We start from the raw sequence: 18,210 nt of genomic DNA, 5'->3' as shown, positions 1-18,210 counted from the left end.
GCGTCACGACGACCCCGCGATCTCGGAGAACGCGCCCAGCGAACTGGACGCGGGCAGACTCGCCGGTGACGCGGCGGTCCCGAGCGAGGCCGCCGGGCGCGCGGCGGTCCCGAGCGAGGCCGCCGGGCGCGTGGGGGTGCCGAGCGAGGCCGCCAGGCGCGTGGGGGTGCCGAGCGAGGCCGCCAGGCGCGTGGGGGTGCCGAGCGAGGCCGCCGGACGCGCGGTGGTGGCGAGCGAGGCCGCCGGGCGCACCGTGGTGCCAGGGGCATCGGTTGCCGCTGCACCTGTTGTCCCCTCACCGGGCGCGTCCGGCACTAACGACTCGGCGCCGTGGGGCGGCGAACCTGCGCCTGGTTCGCGTGGAGGCACGCCGGGCGCAGAAGGTCCCCGGGTGTTCGAGCCGCGTGTCGCGGCGCCCGCGCCTGCTGGCAGCGCGGTCTCTCCGGGGAGTAACACGTCGAGTTCGGACGGCGGTGGGGATGGCCGATCGATAGCTGCCGCACCCGCGAGCGGAGTCGTCCTCCCCGCGAGCATCCGCGAGGAGGCGAACGGCGCAAGCGGTCCGGCGGACACGACCACCGTCGGCGCTTCACGTGAAACGGAGGAGTCCGAGGGAACTGCCGCTGTGCCGGCCGAGCAGCCGTCGGATCATCACATCGATGCCACGGCTGCCGTTTCACGTGAAACAGATGCAGCCGACACCCCGAGGCAAGCGTCGGCTGAGTCGTTGCCGCCATCGATAGGCGTGCGGGATGCAACTGGGCCCATGGGCGGCGATTCGACGGCGAGCGATGGTGTTGGCGCCGTTTCACGTGAAACAGCAGCAACGTCAGCGATCGCAGAGGGTGGCGTCGCCGATGTGAGCGACGCGTCAGCGCGTGAGGGGGCCGATGGCACCGAAGCAGACGCTGCGCGTGACACCATCTCGCCCATGGCGTCGCGACACGAGCTCGATCCCGAGGAGAGCCGTCGCGCTGCGCTGGTCGAGAGTCTGCCGACCGTCACTGACGACACCCCGTTGATGGCCGAGCTGAAGCAGGACGCCCGGCGACGCATCGAGCTCCGCGGCCGGCGTTTCCCGCGTCCGCCGCAGACGCGGGTGATCACGGTGGCGAACCAGAAGGGTGGCGTCGGCAAGACGACGACGACGGTCAACCTCGCCGCGGCAATGGCTCAGGCGGGCTTGAACGTTCTCGTTCTCGACAACGACCCGCAGGGCAACGCGTCTACCGCGCTCGGCGTCGAGCACCGCGCCGGCACCCCGTCGATCTACGAGGTCCTGGTCGATGGGTCCCCGATGTCCGAGGCAGTCCAGGAGAGCCCCGACGTCCCCAACCTGTGGTGCCTGCCGGCGACGATCGACCTGTCGGGCGCTGAGATCGAGCTCGTCTCCATGGTTGCTCGGGAGACCCGCCTCCGGAACGCGCTCGATACCTACCTCGAGTGGCGGACGGCGACCGGACAGTCGCGCATCGACTACGTCTTCGTCGACTGCCCGCCGAGCCTCGGCCTGCTGACGGTCAACGCGTTCGTGGTGGCTCGTGAGGTCCTCATCCCGATCCAGTGCGAGTACTACGCGCTGGAAGGGTTGAGCCAGCTGCTCAAGACGATCCAGCTCATCCAGGCGCACCTGAACCCTCGGCTGCACGTCTCGACCATCCTGCTCACCATGTACGACGCGCGGACAAACCTCGCGCAGCAGGTGGCGACCGAGGTCAGGACGCATTTCCCCGAGCGCACGCTCAAGACGACCGTCCCGCGCTCTGTCCGCATCTCTGAGGCGCCCAGCTACGGACAGACGGTGATGACGTACGACCCCGGGTCGTCCGGCGCGCTGGCCTATCTCGAGGCTGCTCGGGAGGTGGCCGAGCGGGGTGCCGCGGGGATCGACGACGATGCGGCCGGCGCGACCTCCCACACGAACGGGCAGCCGTCCGGCGAGCCCGCCCAGCACGTACACCACGAACACCAGTCGGCCACGGCCGTGCTTCAGGAGGAACAGTGAGCGAGAAGCGACGCGGCCTGGGCCGGGGCCTCGGAGCCCTCATCCCCACCGGGCTGGACGGCCAGCGTCCCACGGGGGCGGGGCGTCCGGTCGACGTCTTCTTCCCCGACCCCAAGCGCGACAACGGCGACGGCGCCGTCGCGCAGGGGAGCAGTGCGACGGCCGTGCTCACCGAGGCGCCCCCGGTGGAGGTGCCGCCGACCTCGGTCGAGGACCTTCCGGACGCGGTGTCGACGGCCGAGGCAACCACCGCCATCACTGAGACCGTCGAGGCACCGGCAGCGGTCAATGGCGCTGCTGTCGTGCCCCCGGTCGCCTCCACACCGGCCGAGCAGGGCGCTTCCACGCCGGCCGAGGAGACCGTCGACGGCCTGGTGCCCGTACCGGGTGCCCGTTTCGCTGAGCTGCCGGTCGGGGAGATCCGTCCCAACCCGAAGCAGCCCCGCACCGTCTTCGACGAGGACGCCCTCGACGAGCTGGTCGGGTCGATCCGCGAGGTCGGCGTTCTCCAGCCGATCGTCGTCCGCGACGCAGGCGACGGATACGAGCTGATCATGGGTGAGCGCCGCTGGCGCGCCACCCAGGCGGCCGGCCTGGCCACGATCCCCGCGATCATTCGCGACACCGAGGACGGGGACCTGCTGCGCGACGCGCTGCTCGAGAACCTCCACCGGTCGGAGCTCAACCCCCTCGAGGAGGCTGCCGCGTACCAGCAGCTGCTCGACGACTTCGGCTGCACGCACGAGCAGCTGGCCACCCGCATCCAGCGCTCCCGGCCGCAGATCTCCAACACGCTCCGCCTGCTGAAGCTCCCGCCCCTCGTCCAGCGACGCGTTGCTGCCGGGGTGCTGTCGGCCGGCCACGCTCGTGCGCTGCTCGGTCTGAACGACGGCGCGGCGATCGAGCGGCTGGCTCAGCGCATCGTGGCCGAGGGCCTGTCGGTCCGGGCGGTGGAGGAAATCGTGTCCCTCGGGGGTGACTCCGAGCCCGCCGCGCGACGGGCCGCCCCGCGCGCGGGCGTGAAGAACGATGCGCTCGACCACCTGGCCGCCCGGCTCTCCGATCGATTCGACACGCGCGTCAAGGTCAGCCTGGGCAAGTCTCGGGGTCGTCTGACCGTCGAGTTCGCCTCCGTGCAGGACCTGAACCGGATCCTCGCCAGCCTGGCGCCCGAGGACCCGGGTCTGCTCAAGGGCTGATCGGGGCGACGGGGACGTCGCGCGCCGAACGACCGGAACGACGCCGCGAGCGGCTCTCCTGCGGCTGTGCGGTGGATGAGCCCGACGCTGAGCCGATCTGTACATCAACTGAGATACATACCGTACAAATCAGGCGTTGCTGCATGTCAGCGCGTCAGCGCGGCGTCGACCAAGGCGCGATACAGCTGACCGAGGGGCAACCCAGCAGCCTCGGCTGCCTGGGGAAGCAGCGACGTCTCGGTCATGCCGGGGGCCACGTTGACCTCGAGGAACCACACGGTTCCGGCGTCGTCGACGATCAGGTCCGTACGCGACAGTCCATCGAGCCCGAGCGCCACGTGAGCGGCGACGGCGACCTCGGCGACCCGCTCGCTCAAGGCCGTCGAGAGCCGCGCCGGGGCGAAGTACTCGGTGCGCCCGGGGTTGTAGCGGGCATCGAAGTCGTACGGTCCCTCGGTCACGATCTCCACGGCGGGGAGCGCGAACGGACCGTCGCCCGTGTCGACCACGCTGACGGCGACCTCGGTTCCGGACACGGCTCGCTCGACCAGCGCGGTGTCGCTGTAGGCGAAGCAGTCGACCATGGCCTGCGGCAGCGCATCGGCGTCGCTGACGAGCGTGACGCCCAACGCGGAACCGCCGCGGGACGGCTTGACGACGACCGGGAGGCCGAGTCGACGGACGATCGCCCGGAGCACCTGGGCCGCGCCCAGCTCACGGAACAGCGACTGCGGGAGCGTCACGAAGTCGGGCGTCGCCAGGCCCGCGCGCGCGGCGACGGTCTTGGCGATGGGCTTGCTCCACGCGATCCTGCTCTCGCGCGGGCCGGTGCCCAGGAGGCGGAGGCCGAGCATCTGGACGACGTCGCGCACGGAGCCGTCCTCACCGCTGGTCCCGTGCAACAGCGGCCACACGACATCGGGGTTGAGCTGGACGAGCGCGGGGACCAGGTCGGCGTCGACATCGTGCACCGAGACATCGACCCCGACGGAGCGGAGTGCGTCGGCCACGCGACGGCCGGAGCGCAGCGAGACGTCGCGCTCGTGGGAGAGGCCCCCGGCGAGGACGACGACGCGGGGCGACGGTGTGGTGGTCACGGCTGGACGACTCCGATGGCGAGGCGAACGAACGACGCAGGACGGGACAGGTGGGCGGATTGAAAGACCGTCACCGGGACGGACAGACAAACCTGCAGGTCAGAAGGCATCGGGGGCGGGCGACTGGACGTCCCGCTGCCCCGCAGATCCCGTCGTGCCGAAGAGCTCGACGAGCTCCCGCTCGCCGGCGACGACACCCGCGAGGCGTCGGACTCCCTCGCGGATGCGCTCGGGCGTGGGGTAGCAGAACGAGAGCCGCATGTGGTCCGCGCCCGAGCCGTCGAAGTAGAAGGCGGTGCCGGGAACGTACGCGACCCGTGCGGTGACGGCTCGCGGCAGCATGTCCTTGGCGTCGAGGCCGTCGGGGAGCTTGACCCACGTGTAGAAGCCGCCGTCGGGCACGTTCCAGGACGCATCGGGAAGATGTTCGGACAGCGCGGCGACCATGGCGTCGCGCCGCTCGCGGTACTGCTCGCGGTACGACTTGATCTGTCCCTGCCAGTCGCAGGTGGCCAGGTACGTCGAGATGGCGATCTGCGACGCGTTGGACGGGCAGAGGATCGCGGACTCGCTGGCCAGGACGAGCTTCTCGCGGACGGCGTGAGGGGCGACCACCCAGCCGACGCGGTACCCAGGGGCGAACGTCTTGGAGAACGAGCCCAGGTAGAGCACGCCGTCGTCGTCGAGCGACCGCATCGCGGGGCGCGGGTCGCCGGAGAAGCCGAGAAGGCCGTACGGGTTGTCCTCGAGCACGAGGACTCCGTAGCGCTGCGCGATCGCGAGGATCTCGGGCCGTCGTGAGACGGACAGGGAGACGCCGGCGGGGTTGTGGAAGTTGGGCACGGTGTAGAGGAACTTGACCCGGCGACCCTCGCGGGCGAGCGAGGACAGCGTCGACTCCAGGGCGGCCGGGATCAGGCCGTCGGCGTCGATGGGCACGTGCACGACGTCGGCCTGGTACGCCCGGAACACGCCGAGGGCGCCGACGTAGGACGGCGCCTCCGCGACGACGACGTCGCCCGGGTCGATGAAGATGCGAGTGACCAGGTCGAGCGCCTGCTGCGAGCCGGTGGTCACGACGACGTCGTCGGGGTGGGCGTCGATGCCCTCGAGCGCCATGACGTCGAGGATCTGCTCGCGCAGCGTCTCGTCGCCCTGGCCGGACCCGTACTGGAGCGCCTGCAGTCCGCGAGTAGCGACGACGCGCTGGGCGAGATCGCCCAGGATGTCGAGCGGGAGGCCCTCGAGGAACGGCATGCCACCGGCGAGCGAGACGACCTCGGGACGGTTGGCGACGGCGAACAGCGCGCGGATCTCGCTTGAGCGCATGCCGTGCGTGCGTTCGGCGTAGGAGCCGAGCCAACGGTCGAGGCGCGTTCMGGTGCCGGCGGCGGAGGACGTGGGGGGGCCCGACGTCTCGCCGTCGGGAACCGGGTGCTCAGTCATGCACCCGAGTTTCGCATGCTGTCGGCGATGGTCCGTGCACCGTCCCAGCGACACGAGAGCCCCCTGCCGCGGGGCAGGGGGCTCTCGGGGAAGGAACTAGACGGAGGCGAGCACGCTCTCGATGTCCTCGGCGATCATCGACTTGGGCCGGGCGCCGACCACGGACTTCACCAGCTCACCGCCCGCATAGAAGTTGAGCGTCGGGATGGACACGATGCCGTAGTCGCCCGTGACCTGCGGGTTCTCGTCGGAGTTGAGCTTGACGATCTTCACGCGGCCGTCGTACTGCGCGGCGAGCTCCTCCAGCACGGGCGCCACCATGCGGCACGGGCCGCACCACGGCGCCCAGAAGTCGACGATCACGGGGACGGTCGACTCGAGCACCTCGGCCTGGAACGTGGCGTCGGTGACGGGGGTCGTTGTGCTCATCGGATCTCCTGCACGTAGGACTCGATCGGGGGGACGGGCGCGACCAGGTCGCCGAGCGACGCCAGGAAGTGCTGGGCGTCGAGCGCGGCGGCACAGCCCGAGCCGGCAGCCGTGATGGCCTGGCGGTACGTGTGGTCGACGAGGTCGCCGCACGCGAAGACGCCGGTGACGTTCGTGGCGGTCGAGCGACCGATGACCTGCACGTAGCCCTCGTCGTCAAGGTCGACCTGGCCGCGCAGCAGCTCCGAGCGCGGGACGTGGCCGATGGCGACGAACACGCCGGTCGCGGGGTGCTCACGGGTCTCGCCGGTCACGGTGTCGCGCAGGGTCACGCCGGTGACCTTGTTCTCGCCATGGATGGCCACGACCTCGCTGTTCCACGCGAACTCGATCTTCGGGTCGTTCTCGGCGCGGTCGGCCATGATCTTCGAGGCGCGCAGGTGGTCACGACGGTGCACGAGCGTGACGCGCTTGCCGAACCGAGTGAGGAACGTGGCCTCCTCGACGGCCGAGTCGCCGCCGCCGACCACGATGATCTCCTGGTCGCGGAAGAAGAACCCGTCGCAGGTGGCGCACCACGACACGCCGCGGCCCGACATGCGCTTCTCGTCGTCGAGACCCAGCTCGCGGTAGGCGGAGCCGGTGGCCAGGATGACGGCGCGCGCCTGGAAGGTCTCGCCGCCGAGCGTCTCGATCGTCTTGATCTCGCCGGTCAGGTCCAGCGACGAGGCGTCGTCCCACAGCACCTCGGCACCGAACTTCTCGGCCTGCTTCTGCAGACCCTCCATGAGCTCGGGGCCCTGGATTCCGTCGGGGAAGCCCGGGAAGTTCTCGACCTCGGTGGTGTTCATCAGCGCGCCACCAGCGGTGACGGAACCCGCGATGACGAGGGGCGCCAGGCCCGCGCGGGCCGCGTAGATCGCGGCGGTGTAGCCGGCCGGGCCCGAGCCGACGATGACGAGATCGCGGATGGTGGTGGACTGCTCGGTCACGGGGACTTCCTTGCGGCTCGACATGCCGGAGACGTTCCGGCGGGGCTGACGGGATCAACCGATCCTAGGCGGGATCTGTTCCGGAACCGGCGTCAGGACGCCTCAGGAGAGGGCGATCTCGGTGAGCTCGAGCCGGAACGAGCCGTCGGGCATCGTCGGGAGGTCGGTGATCCACAGGACGAGGCTCTGCGTCTCGGTGGCCGGGTTGAGCGTGAAGACGGAGTCGGGGCCGAACGGCCCGGAGGCCAGCACCGGCCCCGTGGTCGGGTTCGCCGCGTCCGTCGCGCGGATCTCGACGTTGCCCCCCGTGGCGTTGGAGTGCAGCGTCACGGTGCTCACGGTCGTCTTCGTCGTGAGCGTGATCGCGTAGCCGACGGCGTCCTTGAAGCCGGCGAAGTCCGAGCGCTTGTACGTCTGGGTGTACCAGAACGTCGACGGGTCGCCGTCGTAGGCCTTGGCGACGTCCTCCTGGTGCTCTCCGTCCGCGTCGGAGGGGTCGATCGTCGTGGCCGAGGCGATGACCGGCGGACCGGCGGCCGGCGCCGCGGGCTCGGCGGGTGGCGCGGCKGCTGCGTCTGTCGGGGCGGCGGGCGTCGCCGCCGCGGAGGTGCTCTGCGCGGGCTCGGGCGACCCGGTGGGGGTCGTGGACGAGAACAGCGCCTTGAAGGCCAGGACCACGCCGATGATCACGGCGATCGCGACGATGATCAGCACCAACGCGGTCGGGTCGAACCGGAGTTTTGTCTGCCGGGGCGCCTGCTCCGCGCCGATGACGTCGCCGAAATCGAATGCCGAGGTCGGCTGGTCGGGCGGCGGTACCGGAACCGGCGGGACGGGAGGGGGCGCAGCCGGCGGCACCGACGGCGGCGCTCCGGCCCCGGTCGTCTGAGCGACGGGCCGGCGGATCACGGTCGGCACGACGGGGGGCGGCGGCGCCGTGGGCGGGAGCGGTGTGGTGGCCGAGAGCGCTGCGGCGGCGGCGATCGGCGGGACGGCCAGGCCGATCGCGGGCGTGTCGTCGGCCGGACCTGCGCCCAGCGAGCCCGCGCGTGCGGGGGTGGCGGGCGGCGGCGTGCCGGGCCGGTTCGCCCCGGGTGGGTCCTGCTGCTGGAACGCCGTCCGCACCGACTGGCGCTGCACGACGACGGGTGCGGTGTCCTGCTGGTCGTCCTCGTCGGGGACGGGAACGCCGCCGCCGGGCGCGGCCGCGCCCGTGGGTGGGAACTGCGCGGCGGCGACCGCTCCGCCGACGGCTGCGACGTTGCCGCCGGAGGTCCGGATCTCGCCCCACGGCTCGAGCTCGCGCACGAGCTCGCCGGGGCTGTGCGGACCGTCGTCGTTCGGGCCGAGCGTCACGACGCACAGCGTGTCGAGGTCGTTGGGCACGCCCGGGACGAGGTCCGCGGGGGCGACGAACGAGCCGTCGACGATCGGCGCGGGCGGGAGCGTCTCGCCGCCCGGGGTCTGGGGTGCGCGGGGGTCTGCCGGCCAGAGACCGGTGAGGGCGGCGTACAGGAGCCGGACGAGCCCGACGGCGTCGGCACGCGTAGTGAAGCGGGCATCACCGCCGGAGTCGCCGAGCAGCGCGGCGTCGAGCGCCAGCCCGCCCAGGAGCACGCGCCCGTCGGGGCTCACGTGCAGCACGGACGGGCGCAGCGCCAGGTGGTGGACGCCGCGCCGCCGAGCGACCTCGAGCGCCGAGGCAGCCTCGCCGACGACCGCGCGGGCCTGATCGGCCGTCAGTGGCGCCTGCGCGACGAGCGCGGCGAGGGACGGCCCCACCAGCTGCTCCGAGACGACGTAGCCGTACCCCTCGTGGGTGCCGACGTCGAGCACGCGGACGAGCCGGGAGTCGGTGACCAGCGCCGCGCGACGGGCGGCATCGAGTGCGGGCGCGACGGCGCCGTGCTCGAGGATGCGGACCCGGACGGGGCGGTCGAGGATCTGGTCGGTGGCCTGCCAGGCGCTGGCCCCCTCGAGGTCTGACTCCACCGGGGCCAGCACGCGGTAGCGGCCCGCGAGCACCGTGCCTCGTCCGACGACCTCGCTCACCAGCACCTCCGTGTCGATCACCTGCCCTGCCACCGGCACGACACCCTGCATGCTAGACGTGCCGGATCAGCGGCGTCCTCCGCGCATGCGGCGGAGCAGCGGCAGAAGCAGGCTGTCGAGCTCGTCGACGCGCAGCAGCCGCAGGCCACCCACGTAGACCAGGCCCATGACGGTGCCGACGACGGCGCACTGGATCAGCGATGCCACGAACCCGGTCGACAGGACGAGACCGAGCAGCTGCAGCACGCCGAACCCGACGCCGGCGGTGACGAGTGCCACGACGCTCGCCCGAGCCAGAACCCGGAGCACCCGGGTGCCGTCGATGCCCCCGAGCCGACGCCGGAGCCGCCACTGCGCGATCCCCGCGCCGACGAGATAGGAGATGCTCATGCCCGCGCCGGCGCCGGCGACCCAGTACATCGGGTCCAGGATCGCCCTCGACAGGACGGCGCCGACGACCACGACGGCCGCCATCACCACCTGGATGGGGACCATGGCGCGGGCGTCCTCGTACGCGTAGTACGCGCGCTGGAACATCGACCAGGCGCCGAACGCGGGCAGCCCGACGATCATCGTCAGCACCACGGTCGCGACGGCGTCGGCGGACCCGGCGGACGCGGTGGCCAGCACGACGCGCGTGAGCGGCAGGGCGAGCACGGCGATGGCGACGGTCGCGAACACGGTGAACACGCCGACCACCCGCAGCCCCGAGGAGAGCGTCGACCGCACGCCGGCGACGTCCTTGTCGTGGGCCTGCCCGGACAGCCGGGTGAACAGGGCCGTCGCGAGGGAGACCGTCACCAGCGAGTGGGGAAGCATGAAGATGAGGAACGCGACGTCGTAGGCAGCCGGGCCGGCGACGGCGGTGGCGGAGGCGCCCTGCGCGACGGCGGCGGCCGGGGCCGAGGAGGACACGCGGGAGACGACGAGGTAGCCCAGCTGCCCCACCGTCAGGCCCAGGAGCGTCCAGGTGGCGACGCCGCCGGCGGTGCTGAGGCCCGAACCGCGCAGCCCCCAGCGCGGCCGGTAGTGCACGCCGGCCCGGCGCAGGGCGGGGAAGAGCACGACCGCCTGCGCGACCACCCCGAGCGTCGCGGCGGCGGCGAGCAGGGTGGTCTGCCCGGTGGTCCACGACGACGCGTCCACGACGCCCGAGCTCTTCCAGCCGCCGAAGAGCACGATGAACACGCCGAACCCGGCGATGGCGACGATGTTGTTGACCGCCGGCGCCCACATGTACGGGCCGAACGACCCGCGTGCGTTCAGCACCTGCCCGAGCAGGGCGTAGGCGCCGTAGAAGAACAGCTGCGGGATGCACCAGTACGCGAAGGTCGTCGCCAGCTGGTTCTGGGCGGCGTTGTCGAAGTCCGAGTAGAGGTCCACCAGCCACGGCGCGAGGAGCGTGAGGACCAGGGTGGCCGCGGCCAGCAGCACGAAGCCGAGCGTGAGGAGGCGGTCGACGTACTCCTGCCCCGCCTTGCGCTTGTAGGCGCGCACGACCTGCGGCACGAGGATCGCGTTGAGCACGCCGCCCGCGAGCAGCATGTAGAGGACGTTGGGCAGCTTGTTGGCCACGGCGAACGCGTCGGCCGCCTGGCCCGTGGCGCCGATCGCGGTGGCCAGGACCATCCCGCGCAGCAGGCCGAGCACGCGCGAGGCGGCCGTGCCCGACGCCATCAGGGCCGCGCCGCGGCGGATCCCGCCATCGGTCGTGGAGCTCATCGGGAGTCCTCTTCGGCCGTCTCGTCGGGGGTGCCACCGAGCACCGGGAGGGACGTCGGTGCGTCTGACTCCGCCACCCTCTTGGCTCCACGGCGGGCGCTCTGGCCGCGGCGGACCGTGCGCACGATGCCGAGGATGAGACCGAGCGCGAGCAGGACGCCGACGACGATGGTGCCGATGCTCTCGATGGTCGGCGCGACCTGCGCCGTGAAGCGCACGGCCGGCGACACGGGGAGGCCGTCCGTGGCCGTGAGCCGGGCGGTGACGACGACCGAGCAGTTCGCCCGGGCGTGGAGGGGGATCCGGACGTTGACCTCGCTCTGCGCGTCGACCGCCACCGGCGAGACCTCGCCGACCTCGAGGCACGCCTTGCGGGGAGTGACCTCGAGCAGGACGGTCGCGGGGACGGCGAGGGTGTTGCGCACGATGACGGGCAGCACGCTGTCCGCCGCAGCGACGCGGACGTCGCTGACCTGCGCGATGCTGAGGCCGGTGGTGCGCGCGTCGACGTCCGCGACCACCGAGGTGACGAGCGCGTCGCGGGCGACCGGTTCCGTGCGCCAGGCGACGGCCAGCGGCGCGAGCACCTCGTCGTCCACGCCGTCCAGCAGGATCGCGGGCTCGCTCGTCACGCTCGCGAAGGCCACGGCCCTGCTGCGGGCGTCGGCCAGGGCGTCGACGCTGGACGGCGCCAGCTCGGCGGGGTTCGTGCTGTCCGCCGGGAGCACGGTGCGCGCCGGGTCGGTCGAGTCGAGCAGCGTGGACACCGAGGTGAGCCGGACCCAGGGGGCGGACTGCAGCGCGGTGAGCTGCGCGGCGACGTTCGCCTGGTCCGGGACCCATGCGCGCCCGGGCGCGAGGAGCATCCGCGGGGGCTCGGACGACTCTCGGCTGATCACGGCGAGCTCCGCGAGCGTCCTCTGCGCGGCCGTCGCCGGCGTCGCACCGGGCTCGACCTTCTCCGGGTTGGCCAGCAGCTGCGTGAGCGTCGCGTCCGGGCCGAGCGTCGCGACCGTGCCCGCGGACGTGCGCGCCGCCCCGCGGGCGTCGGGCGTCTGAGCGGCGTCCGTGTCGGTGCGCGGAGGCAGCACGAGGAGATCGGCATCCACCTGCGGGGTCACGGCCGCGGTCGCCTGGTCCGGCAGGTCGGTCCCGGGCGCCCACAGGAGTCCGGTCGTCGCCGCGAGGCCGGGCACGCCGGCCTGTGCAGTCCGGTCGACGGCCAGCTGCACGAGGTCGTCCTGGTTCGCGTGCGCCGCGGCCGCGAGATCCGGGTCCGACCAGGGCAGCGCGATGACGTCGTGCGAGGTGAGGGCGTCGGTGAGCTCCTCGGCCCAGGCCTGGGTCCGCGGCGTGCCGGCGCCCGCGGAGGCGAGCAGCGCGGGGTCCACGGCCACGCCGATGTCGCGATCGGTCGCGATCGCGGTGGACAGCGCGTGCAGCCGACCGCCCGGTGCGGTCGCCTGGTCGAGCTCGGCGGTCGCCGCGTCGTCGGCCGTCTGCGGGGCGGGCGACGGAGGGCCGACGGCCGGGACGAGGATCGACACCGGCGTCTGCGGGACATCGTCGGTGGTGAGCCAGAGCAGGAACGTGCGCTGCAGGCCGACGCGGTCGGACCCGTCGAGCGCCTCGACCACGAGGCCGCGGGGGCCCCACGTGTCCGGACCCTCGAGCAGGCGGATCCCCGCCGCCGGGACGACGAGGTCGACGGTCGCGCTCGCGCCAGGAGCCAGCGGCGCGGCGACGGGCGCGGTGGCGACCCGGGACGTGCGGCTGAGTCCGACGGTCCCGGCGGAGGACCAGGCCTCCACCTCGGTCCGTGAGGCGATGCGGAACCGGCTGAGCCGCAGTGCGGCACTCGGCGCGGCGATCTCGGTGTCGCCGTCGTTGCGCAGGACCGCCGTCACGTGCAGGTCGTCGCCCGGCTGAAGCACGCTCGGGGAGACCGCCGTGATCTGCACGGAGACAGGCAGGTCAGGGTCGTCGGTCGCCGCCTGCGCGGGGACTGCGAGGCCCGCGAGCGCGCCCGCGACCGCCAGGGCCGCGCAGAGCACCCGGCGTCGCAGCGAGCGGGCGCTCATGCCTCGCCGACGAGCACGAGGAGTGCTGCCTCGGCGAGCCGGCGTTCGTTCGGGTACGCGAGGATCCCGTGCAGCTCGGCCACGGGGATCCACGCGGCGTCCTCGGCCTCGCCGTCCGGGTCGCCCTCGACGGTCAGCGACCCGCCCGTCGCACCCAGCAGGAAGTGGTGCACCACCTTGTGCACGCGGCGGTCGTCCCCGCTGAACCAGTAGTCGATGACACCGAGACGCCGCAGGACCTCTCCGGTGATACCCGTCTCCTCGGCGATCTCCCGCACCGCGGCCTGCTCCGGCGTCTCGTCGCCCTCGAGGTGCCCCTTCGGCAGGCACCACTCCAGGCGGCCGGCTCGGTTGCGGCGGGCGATGACGGCGGCGTGGTCGACGCCGTCGCGGCGGCTGACGACGATGCCGCCGGCCGAGGTCTCGTCGACGACGGGCAACGGGACGGAGGGCACCCGGACGAGCGTGTGACGCGGGTCGATGCGCAGCGGATGACCGCCCGGTGGCGATGGGACGCCCCCGGGGACGGGTGGGTGCGCCGGGCTCGACATATCGACACTGTAACTACTCGGCACGCAGGGTCCCGTCCGCATCGCGGCAGATCCCTCGCTCGCGCTGGGTTGCGCTCCGCTGCGGGCGGGTGCGCTGGCGCGCCCCCACCCTCCGCTGCACTCCACCCAGCACTCGGGACATGGCAGGCTTGGACGAGTGCCGTCCCTCGATCCGCCCGTCAACCCCGAGACCCCCGACCTGAGTGCTGCCCTCGTGGCGCTGCAGAAGCGTGCGCTGGGAGTGCTCGCGGGTCTGCCGCCCGACGCCCTCGAGCTGGGCGAGCTCTTCCGTGCGGCGGGGCACGAGCTCGCGCTCGTCGGTGGCCCGGTGCGCGACGCCTTCCTCGGGCGGGCGTCGGCGGACCTCGACTTCACGACGTCGGCGTCGCCGGAGCAGACCGAGGCGATCCTGGCGCGCTGGGGGGACGCGCACTGGGACATCGGCAAGGAGTTCGGCACGATCGGCGCGCGCCGGTTCGCGGGGCGTCGCTCGCTCGCCCAGGATGTCGTCGTCGAGGTCACCACCTACCGCACCGACGAGTACGACCCCGCGTCGCGCAAGCCGCAGGTCGCGTTCGGCGACTCCCTCGAGGGCGACCTGTCCCGGCGCGACTTCACCGTGAACTCCATGGCCGTCCGGCTCCCGGAGCTGACGTTCGTCGACCCCTTCGACGGCCTCACCGACCTCGCGGCTGGCGTCCTGCGCACCCCGGTGGACCCGCGGCAGTCGTTCGACGACGACCCGCTGCGGATGATGCGTGCCGCGAGGTTCGCGGCTCAACTCGGGTTCGCGGTCGACCCGGCCGCGCGCGAGGCGATCGTCGACATGGCCGACCGCATCGCGATCGTGTCGGCGGAGCGGGTGCGGGACGAGCTGAGCAAGCTGCTGGTCTCGGCGCAGCCGCGGGAGGGCCTCGAGGTGCTCGTCGACACGGGCCTGGCCGACCACGTGCTGCCCGAGCTGCCGGCGCTGCGCCTCGAGATCGACGAGCACCACCGCCACAAGGACGTGTACCAGCACTCGCTCATGGTGCTCGAGCGCGCGATCGCCCTGGAGACCGGCCCGGACGGTGCGGTGCCCGGCCCTGACCTGGTGCTGCGGCTGGCGGCGCTGCTGCACGACATCGGCAAGCCGAAGACCCGGCGGTTCGAGGACGGCGGCGGGGTCAGCTTCCATCACCACGAGATGGTGGGCGCGAAGCTCGTCGCCAAGCGCCTGAAGGAGCTGCGCTTCGACAAGGCGACCGTCCAGGCGGTCGCGCGGCTGACCGAGCTGCACCTGCGCTTCCACGGCTACGGCGAGGGTGGCTGGACCGACTCGGCGGTGCGGCGCTACGTAACCGACGCCGGCCCGCTGCTGGAGCGGCTGCACCGGCTGACCCGGTCCGACTGCACCACGCGGAACCTGCGCAAGGCGGCCAAGCTGTCCGCCGCGTACGACGACCTCGAGGAGCGGATCGCGCGCCTGCAGGAGCAGGAGGAGCTGGACTCGGTGCGGCCGGACCTCGACGGCACACAGATCATGGAGATCCTCGGGCTGGCGCCCGGTCGTGAGGTGGGCGAGGCGTACCGGTACCTGCTCGAGCTGCGGATGGAGCGCGGACCGCTCGGTCCCGACGCGGCGCAGGCAGAGCTGCTCAGCTGGTGGGCAGCGCGCGCCTGACCACGAGCAGGCACACGTCGTCCTCCTGGTGGGTGCCGACGAACGCCTCGACCAGCCGGTCCTTCACCTCGGCCGCGTCGGCGTCGTCGGGCAGCGCCGACAGCACCGCGGTGAGTGCGTGGATCCCCTCGCGCAGGCCGCGGTCGCGCCGCTCGACCAGCCCGTCGGTGTAGAGCACGAGGGTCGCGCCCGGCGGGACGTCGACCTTCCCTTCGGCGCCGCCTGGACCGGCCAGCCCGATGGGCGTCGACAACCCCTCGTCCAGCGCGACCACCTCGCCTCCCGCGAGCCGGAGCAAGGGCGGCGGGTGACCCGCGCGGGCGTAGACGACCTGTGCGCCGTCCACGGTCGAGTGCCAGCGCAGGTACGCGCAGGTGGCGATGTCGGCGATGTCGAGACCGCGCACCAGCTGGTCCGCGCGGGCGAGCACCTCACTCGGCGAGGAGCCCTCCCACGCGTAGGACCGCAGCAGCGACCGCAGCTGGCCCATCGCGGCGGCCGCCCGCAGGTCGTGGCCGACGACGTCGCCGACCGCCAGGCCGATCGCACCGTCGGGTAGGGAGAGCACGTCGAACCAGTCGCCACCCACCTCGGTGCGCCGGGTGGACGGCACGTAGGCGGTGGCGACATCGAGGCCCGCGATGTGGGGGATCTCGGGCAGCAGGCTGTGCTGGAGCGTCAGTGCGGCCGTGCGCTCCGCGAGGAACAGGCGGACGTTGTCCAGCGCCAGCCCCGCGCGACGCCCCAGGTGGGCGGCGGTGACAACCGCGTCGGGACGGAACCCGTCGACGGCCACCAGGCAGAGCACCCCGATCACCCGGTCACGGGCACGCAAGGGCACGATCATGGCGCTGCCGAGGCCCAGTCGGAGCAGGAGGTCGAGCTGCACCGGCGTCATGCGCCCCGGAAGATTCGGGAGGTCGACCTGGTACGGCGTCGCGACGAACCCCGGGCTGCTGTTCAATGCCTCCTGGATCTTGGGTGAACGCGTGAGCCAGCCGTAGTCCTCGTTGGCCAGGGCGTGGGCGATCTCGCGGTCGTCGGGGTCGCCGACGACGAGGTGGACCCGGGCGAAGCGGCCGCGGTCGTCGGTCACCGCGACGAACCCCCACGTCGCCAGCGCCGGCACGGCGATGTCACCGAGCGTGTCGACGGCGCCGTCGTACTCCAGGTGCTGCGCCATCTCGTCGCTGATCCGGGCCAGCAGCTCGAGCCGGGCCGTCGACTCGTGGACGAGGTCGAGCTCCAGGTCCCGGACGGTGTCCACCCGGTCGGACACGTCCACCTGGATCCCCACGTGGTGCGTCACCTGCCCGGCCTCGTCGACCACGGGGCTGATCACGACCTGGTTCCAGAACGCCGAGCCGTCGCGCCGGTAGTTGCGGATGACCGTCGCGACGGCGCGGCCCTCGTCCATCGCGGTCCGGATGCGTCCCACGGCGGTGGGGTCGGTGTCCGCACCCTGCAGGAACCGGCAGTTGCGACCCAGCACCTCGTCGACCGGGTACCCGGTGAGGCGGGAGAACGCGCCGTTGACCCACACCAGCGGGTCGTCGGGCCGGAGCGCGTCGGAGATCGACAGAGCGAGGTCGCTCGAGAGCACCGCGTGCAGCGGGAGGTCGTCCCGGCTGCCGACAAGCTTGTCGTCGCTGCTCACGAGGCCAATCGTGCCTCGGCGACCTCCGCCGCCGGTACCCCCCGAGAGGTGTACCCGTAGAGAGCGGCGAACCCGGCATACGCGAGCGCGAGGACGAAGAACAGCCCGCGGGAGTACCCGGTGTCGGGCAGAGTCAGGGCGCCGAGGGCCGCGGCGCCGACGAACGCCGCGTTGTAGAGGACGTCGTAGAGCGCGAACGCCCGGCCCCGGAAGTCGTCGTCGGTGTCCCGCTGCACGATCGTGTCGACCGAGATCTTCGCGCCCTGCGCGGCCAGACCCAGGGCGCCCGCGGCGACGAGCACCGCGGTCTTGCCCGCCGACGCGACGAGCAGCAGCTGGCTGACCGCGGCCAGCAGCAGGCAGAGCACGATCCACAGGTGCGGGCCGGTGCGCCGGGAGAACACCGGCGTGAGCACCACGGCGAGCACGAACCMGGCCGCCGACGCTGCGAGCACCAGCCCGAACGTGCGCAGCCCCTCGCCGGCGTCGGCCGGGTCGGAGAGGAGGTTGCGGGCGATGAGGATGCTGGCGATGAACGTGACGCCGTAGAGGAACCGGTGTGCAGCCATGATCCCGAGCGCCCGAGCCGGAGTCCGCCGCGCGATCAGGTGCCTTGCGCCCGCGACCAGACCGTGGGCGAGCGTGCCGAGCGCCGCGCGCATCTGGCGGGCGTCGGCGCGTTCGTCGGGACCCAGCCGGTCCTTGCCCAGCCGCGTGGCCAGCCCCGCCGCAGCCGCCATGACRGCCGCCGCGACGAAGAGCGCCGCCGCGTCCTTGCCCCGACCGGCCGGCAACGCCAGGCCCAGGACGAACCCGATCGCGCCGCCGAGGCCCGCGGCCGCCGCCCCGAGGGTCGGGGTCAGGGAGTTCGCCGTGAGCAGCAGCGGGCCGTCGACCGTCCGCGGCAGGGACGCGCTCAGGGCCGACAGCAGGAACCGGTTGATCGACAGGTTCACCAGCGCCAGCACGTACACGGCGGGGCCGACGCCGTCCGTCACCATGATCACGGCGATGAGCAGCGTGATCGCGACGCGCACCAGGTTGCCGACGAACAGCACCTGCCGGCGCCGCCACCGGTCCAGCAGCACACCGGCCCACGGTCCGACGATGGTGAACGGGAGCAGCAGCACCGCGAACGCCGTCGCGACGCCGACAGCCGTGCTCGCGTTCTCCGGCGAGAAGAAGAACAGCGTGGCCAGCCCGACCTGGAACATGCCGTCGGCCGTCTGGCTCGTGAGCCGGACGGCGAACAGCTTGCGGAAGTCCTTCAGGGGCCACAGGGCCTTGAGGTCGGCGATCACCTGCACCGTGTCATC

General features: G+C 72.6%; 14 protein-coding genes. 3 read left to right on the top strand and 11 right to left on the bottom strand.

All coding sequences use genetic code 11. The features are described 5' to 3' along the window. Window positions 1-3: 3 nt before the first annotated feature. The gene (locus AC1DYZ_RS08040; RefSeq protein WP_477064679.1) at window positions 4-252 is read right to left on the bottom strand and encodes a hypothetical protein; all 249 of its coding nucleotides are present in this window, start codon (window positions 250-252) and stop codon (window positions 4-6) included. 373 nt (window positions 253-625) lie between these two features. On the opposite strand from AC1DYZ_RS08040, the gene AC1DYZ_RS08035 reads away from it, so the two are divergent. After that, on the top strand, window positions 626-2,005 hold the full coding sequence (locus AC1DYZ_RS08035) for a ParA family protein (protein ID WP_477064678.1): 1,380 nt from the start codon (window positions 626-628) through the stop codon (window positions 2,003-2,005). Continuing rightward, complete coding sequence (locus AC1DYZ_RS08030) at window positions 2,002-3,204, top strand: ParB/RepB/Spo0J family partition protein (RefSeq protein WP_477064677.1); 1,203 nt, start codon at window positions 2,002-2,004, stop codon at window positions 3,202-3,204. The genes AC1DYZ_RS08035 and AC1DYZ_RS08030 overlap by 4 nt, the downstream gene beginning before the upstream one ends. Before the next feature lie 146 nt (window positions 3,205-3,350). On the opposite strand, the gene AC1DYZ_RS08025 is transcribed toward AC1DYZ_RS08030, so the two are convergent. The 8 genes from AC1DYZ_RS08025 to AC1DYZ_RS07990 all read right to left on the bottom strand — a co-directional run bounded on the left by AC1DYZ_RS08025 (window position 3,351) and on the right by AC1DYZ_RS07990 (window position 13,574). Then, entirely contained in the window at window positions 3,351-4,301 is a 951-nt protein-coding gene (locus tag AC1DYZ_RS08025; RefSeq protein ID WP_477064676.1) for a D-alanine--D-alanine ligase family protein, read from the bottom strand. A gap of 99 nt (window positions 4,302-4,400) precedes the next feature. Next, window positions 4,401-5,747, bottom strand: coding sequence for an aminotransferase-like domain-containing protein (locus tag AC1DYZ_RS08020; RefSeq protein ID WP_477064675.1), 1,347 nt, complete (start codon window positions 5,745-5,747; stop codon window positions 4,401-4,403). A 96-nt stretch (window positions 5,748-5,843) separates the two neighbouring features. Next, window positions 5,844-6,176 carry a thioredoxin gene (trxA, locus tag AC1DYZ_RS08015; protein WP_477064674.1) on the bottom strand — a complete coding sequence of 111 codons (333 nt, stop codon included), beginning with the start codon at window positions 6,174-6,176 and terminating at the stop codon, window positions 5,844-5,846. Continuing rightward, window positions 6,173-7,192 carry a thioredoxin-disulfide reductase gene (gene trxB / locus AC1DYZ_RS08010; protein WP_477064673.1) on the bottom strand — a complete coding sequence of 340 codons (1,020 nt, stop codon included), beginning with the start codon at window positions 7,190-7,192 and terminating at the stop codon, window positions 6,173-6,175. The genes trxA and trxB overlap by 4 nt, the downstream gene beginning before the upstream one ends. Window positions 7,193-7,270: 78 nt before the next feature. Further along, window positions 7,271-9,253 (bottom strand): protein kinase family protein, encoded by a 1,983-nt coding sequence (locus AC1DYZ_RS08005; protein WP_477064672.1) that lies wholly within the window; start codon window positions 9,251-9,253, stop codon window positions 7,271-7,273. 33 nt (window positions 9,254-9,286) lie between these two features. After that, window positions 9,287-10,942: a murein biosynthesis integral membrane protein MurJ gene (gene murJ / locus AC1DYZ_RS08000; RefSeq protein ID WP_477064671.1), complete on the bottom strand. Its 1,656-nt coding sequence runs from the start codon at window positions 10,940-10,942 to the stop codon at window positions 9,287-9,289. Then, the gene (locus tag AC1DYZ_RS07995) at window positions 10,939-13,023 is read right to left on the bottom strand and encodes a DUF6049 family protein (RefSeq protein ID WP_477064670.1); all 2,085 of its coding nucleotides are present in this window, start codon (window positions 13,021-13,023) and stop codon (window positions 10,939-10,941) included. The genes murJ and AC1DYZ_RS07995 overlap by 4 nt, the downstream gene beginning before the upstream one ends. Further along, entirely contained in the window at window positions 13,020-13,574 is a 555-nt protein-coding gene (locus tag AC1DYZ_RS07990; RefSeq protein WP_456825037.1) for an NUDIX hydrolase, read from the bottom strand. The genes AC1DYZ_RS07995 and AC1DYZ_RS07990 overlap by 4 nt, the downstream gene beginning before the upstream one ends. Before the next feature lie 214 nt (window positions 13,575-13,788). On the opposite strand from AC1DYZ_RS07990, the gene AC1DYZ_RS07985 reads away from it, so the two are divergent. Beyond that, window positions 13,789-15,237 carry a CCA tRNA nucleotidyltransferase gene (locus AC1DYZ_RS07985; RefSeq protein WP_477064771.1) on the top strand — a complete coding sequence of 483 codons (1,449 nt, stop codon included), beginning with the start codon at window positions 13,789-13,791 and terminating at the stop codon, window positions 15,235-15,237. On the opposite strand, the gene AC1DYZ_RS07980 is transcribed toward AC1DYZ_RS07985, so the two are convergent. Next, the gene (locus AC1DYZ_RS07980) at window positions 15,212-16,894 is read right to left on the bottom strand and encodes a PP2C family protein-serine/threonine phosphatase (protein WP_477064669.1); all 1,683 of its coding nucleotides are present in this window, start codon (window positions 16,892-16,894) and stop codon (window positions 15,212-15,214) included. The two genes, AC1DYZ_RS07985 and AC1DYZ_RS07980, sit on opposite strands and share 26 nt — an antisense overlap. Then, a complete protein-coding gene (locus AC1DYZ_RS07975; protein ID WP_477064668.1) occupies window positions 16,891-18,201 on the bottom strand; it encodes an MFS transporter in 1,311 nt (436 codons plus the stop codon). Before AC1DYZ_RS07975 ends, AC1DYZ_RS07980 begins: the two co-directional genes overlap by 4 nt. Window positions 18,202-18,210: the final 9 nt, after the last annotated feature.

Source organism: Cellulomonas sp. P1_C4 (assembly GCF_056406355.1).
This window is presented reverse-complemented; position numbering and strand designations above follow the sequence as displayed.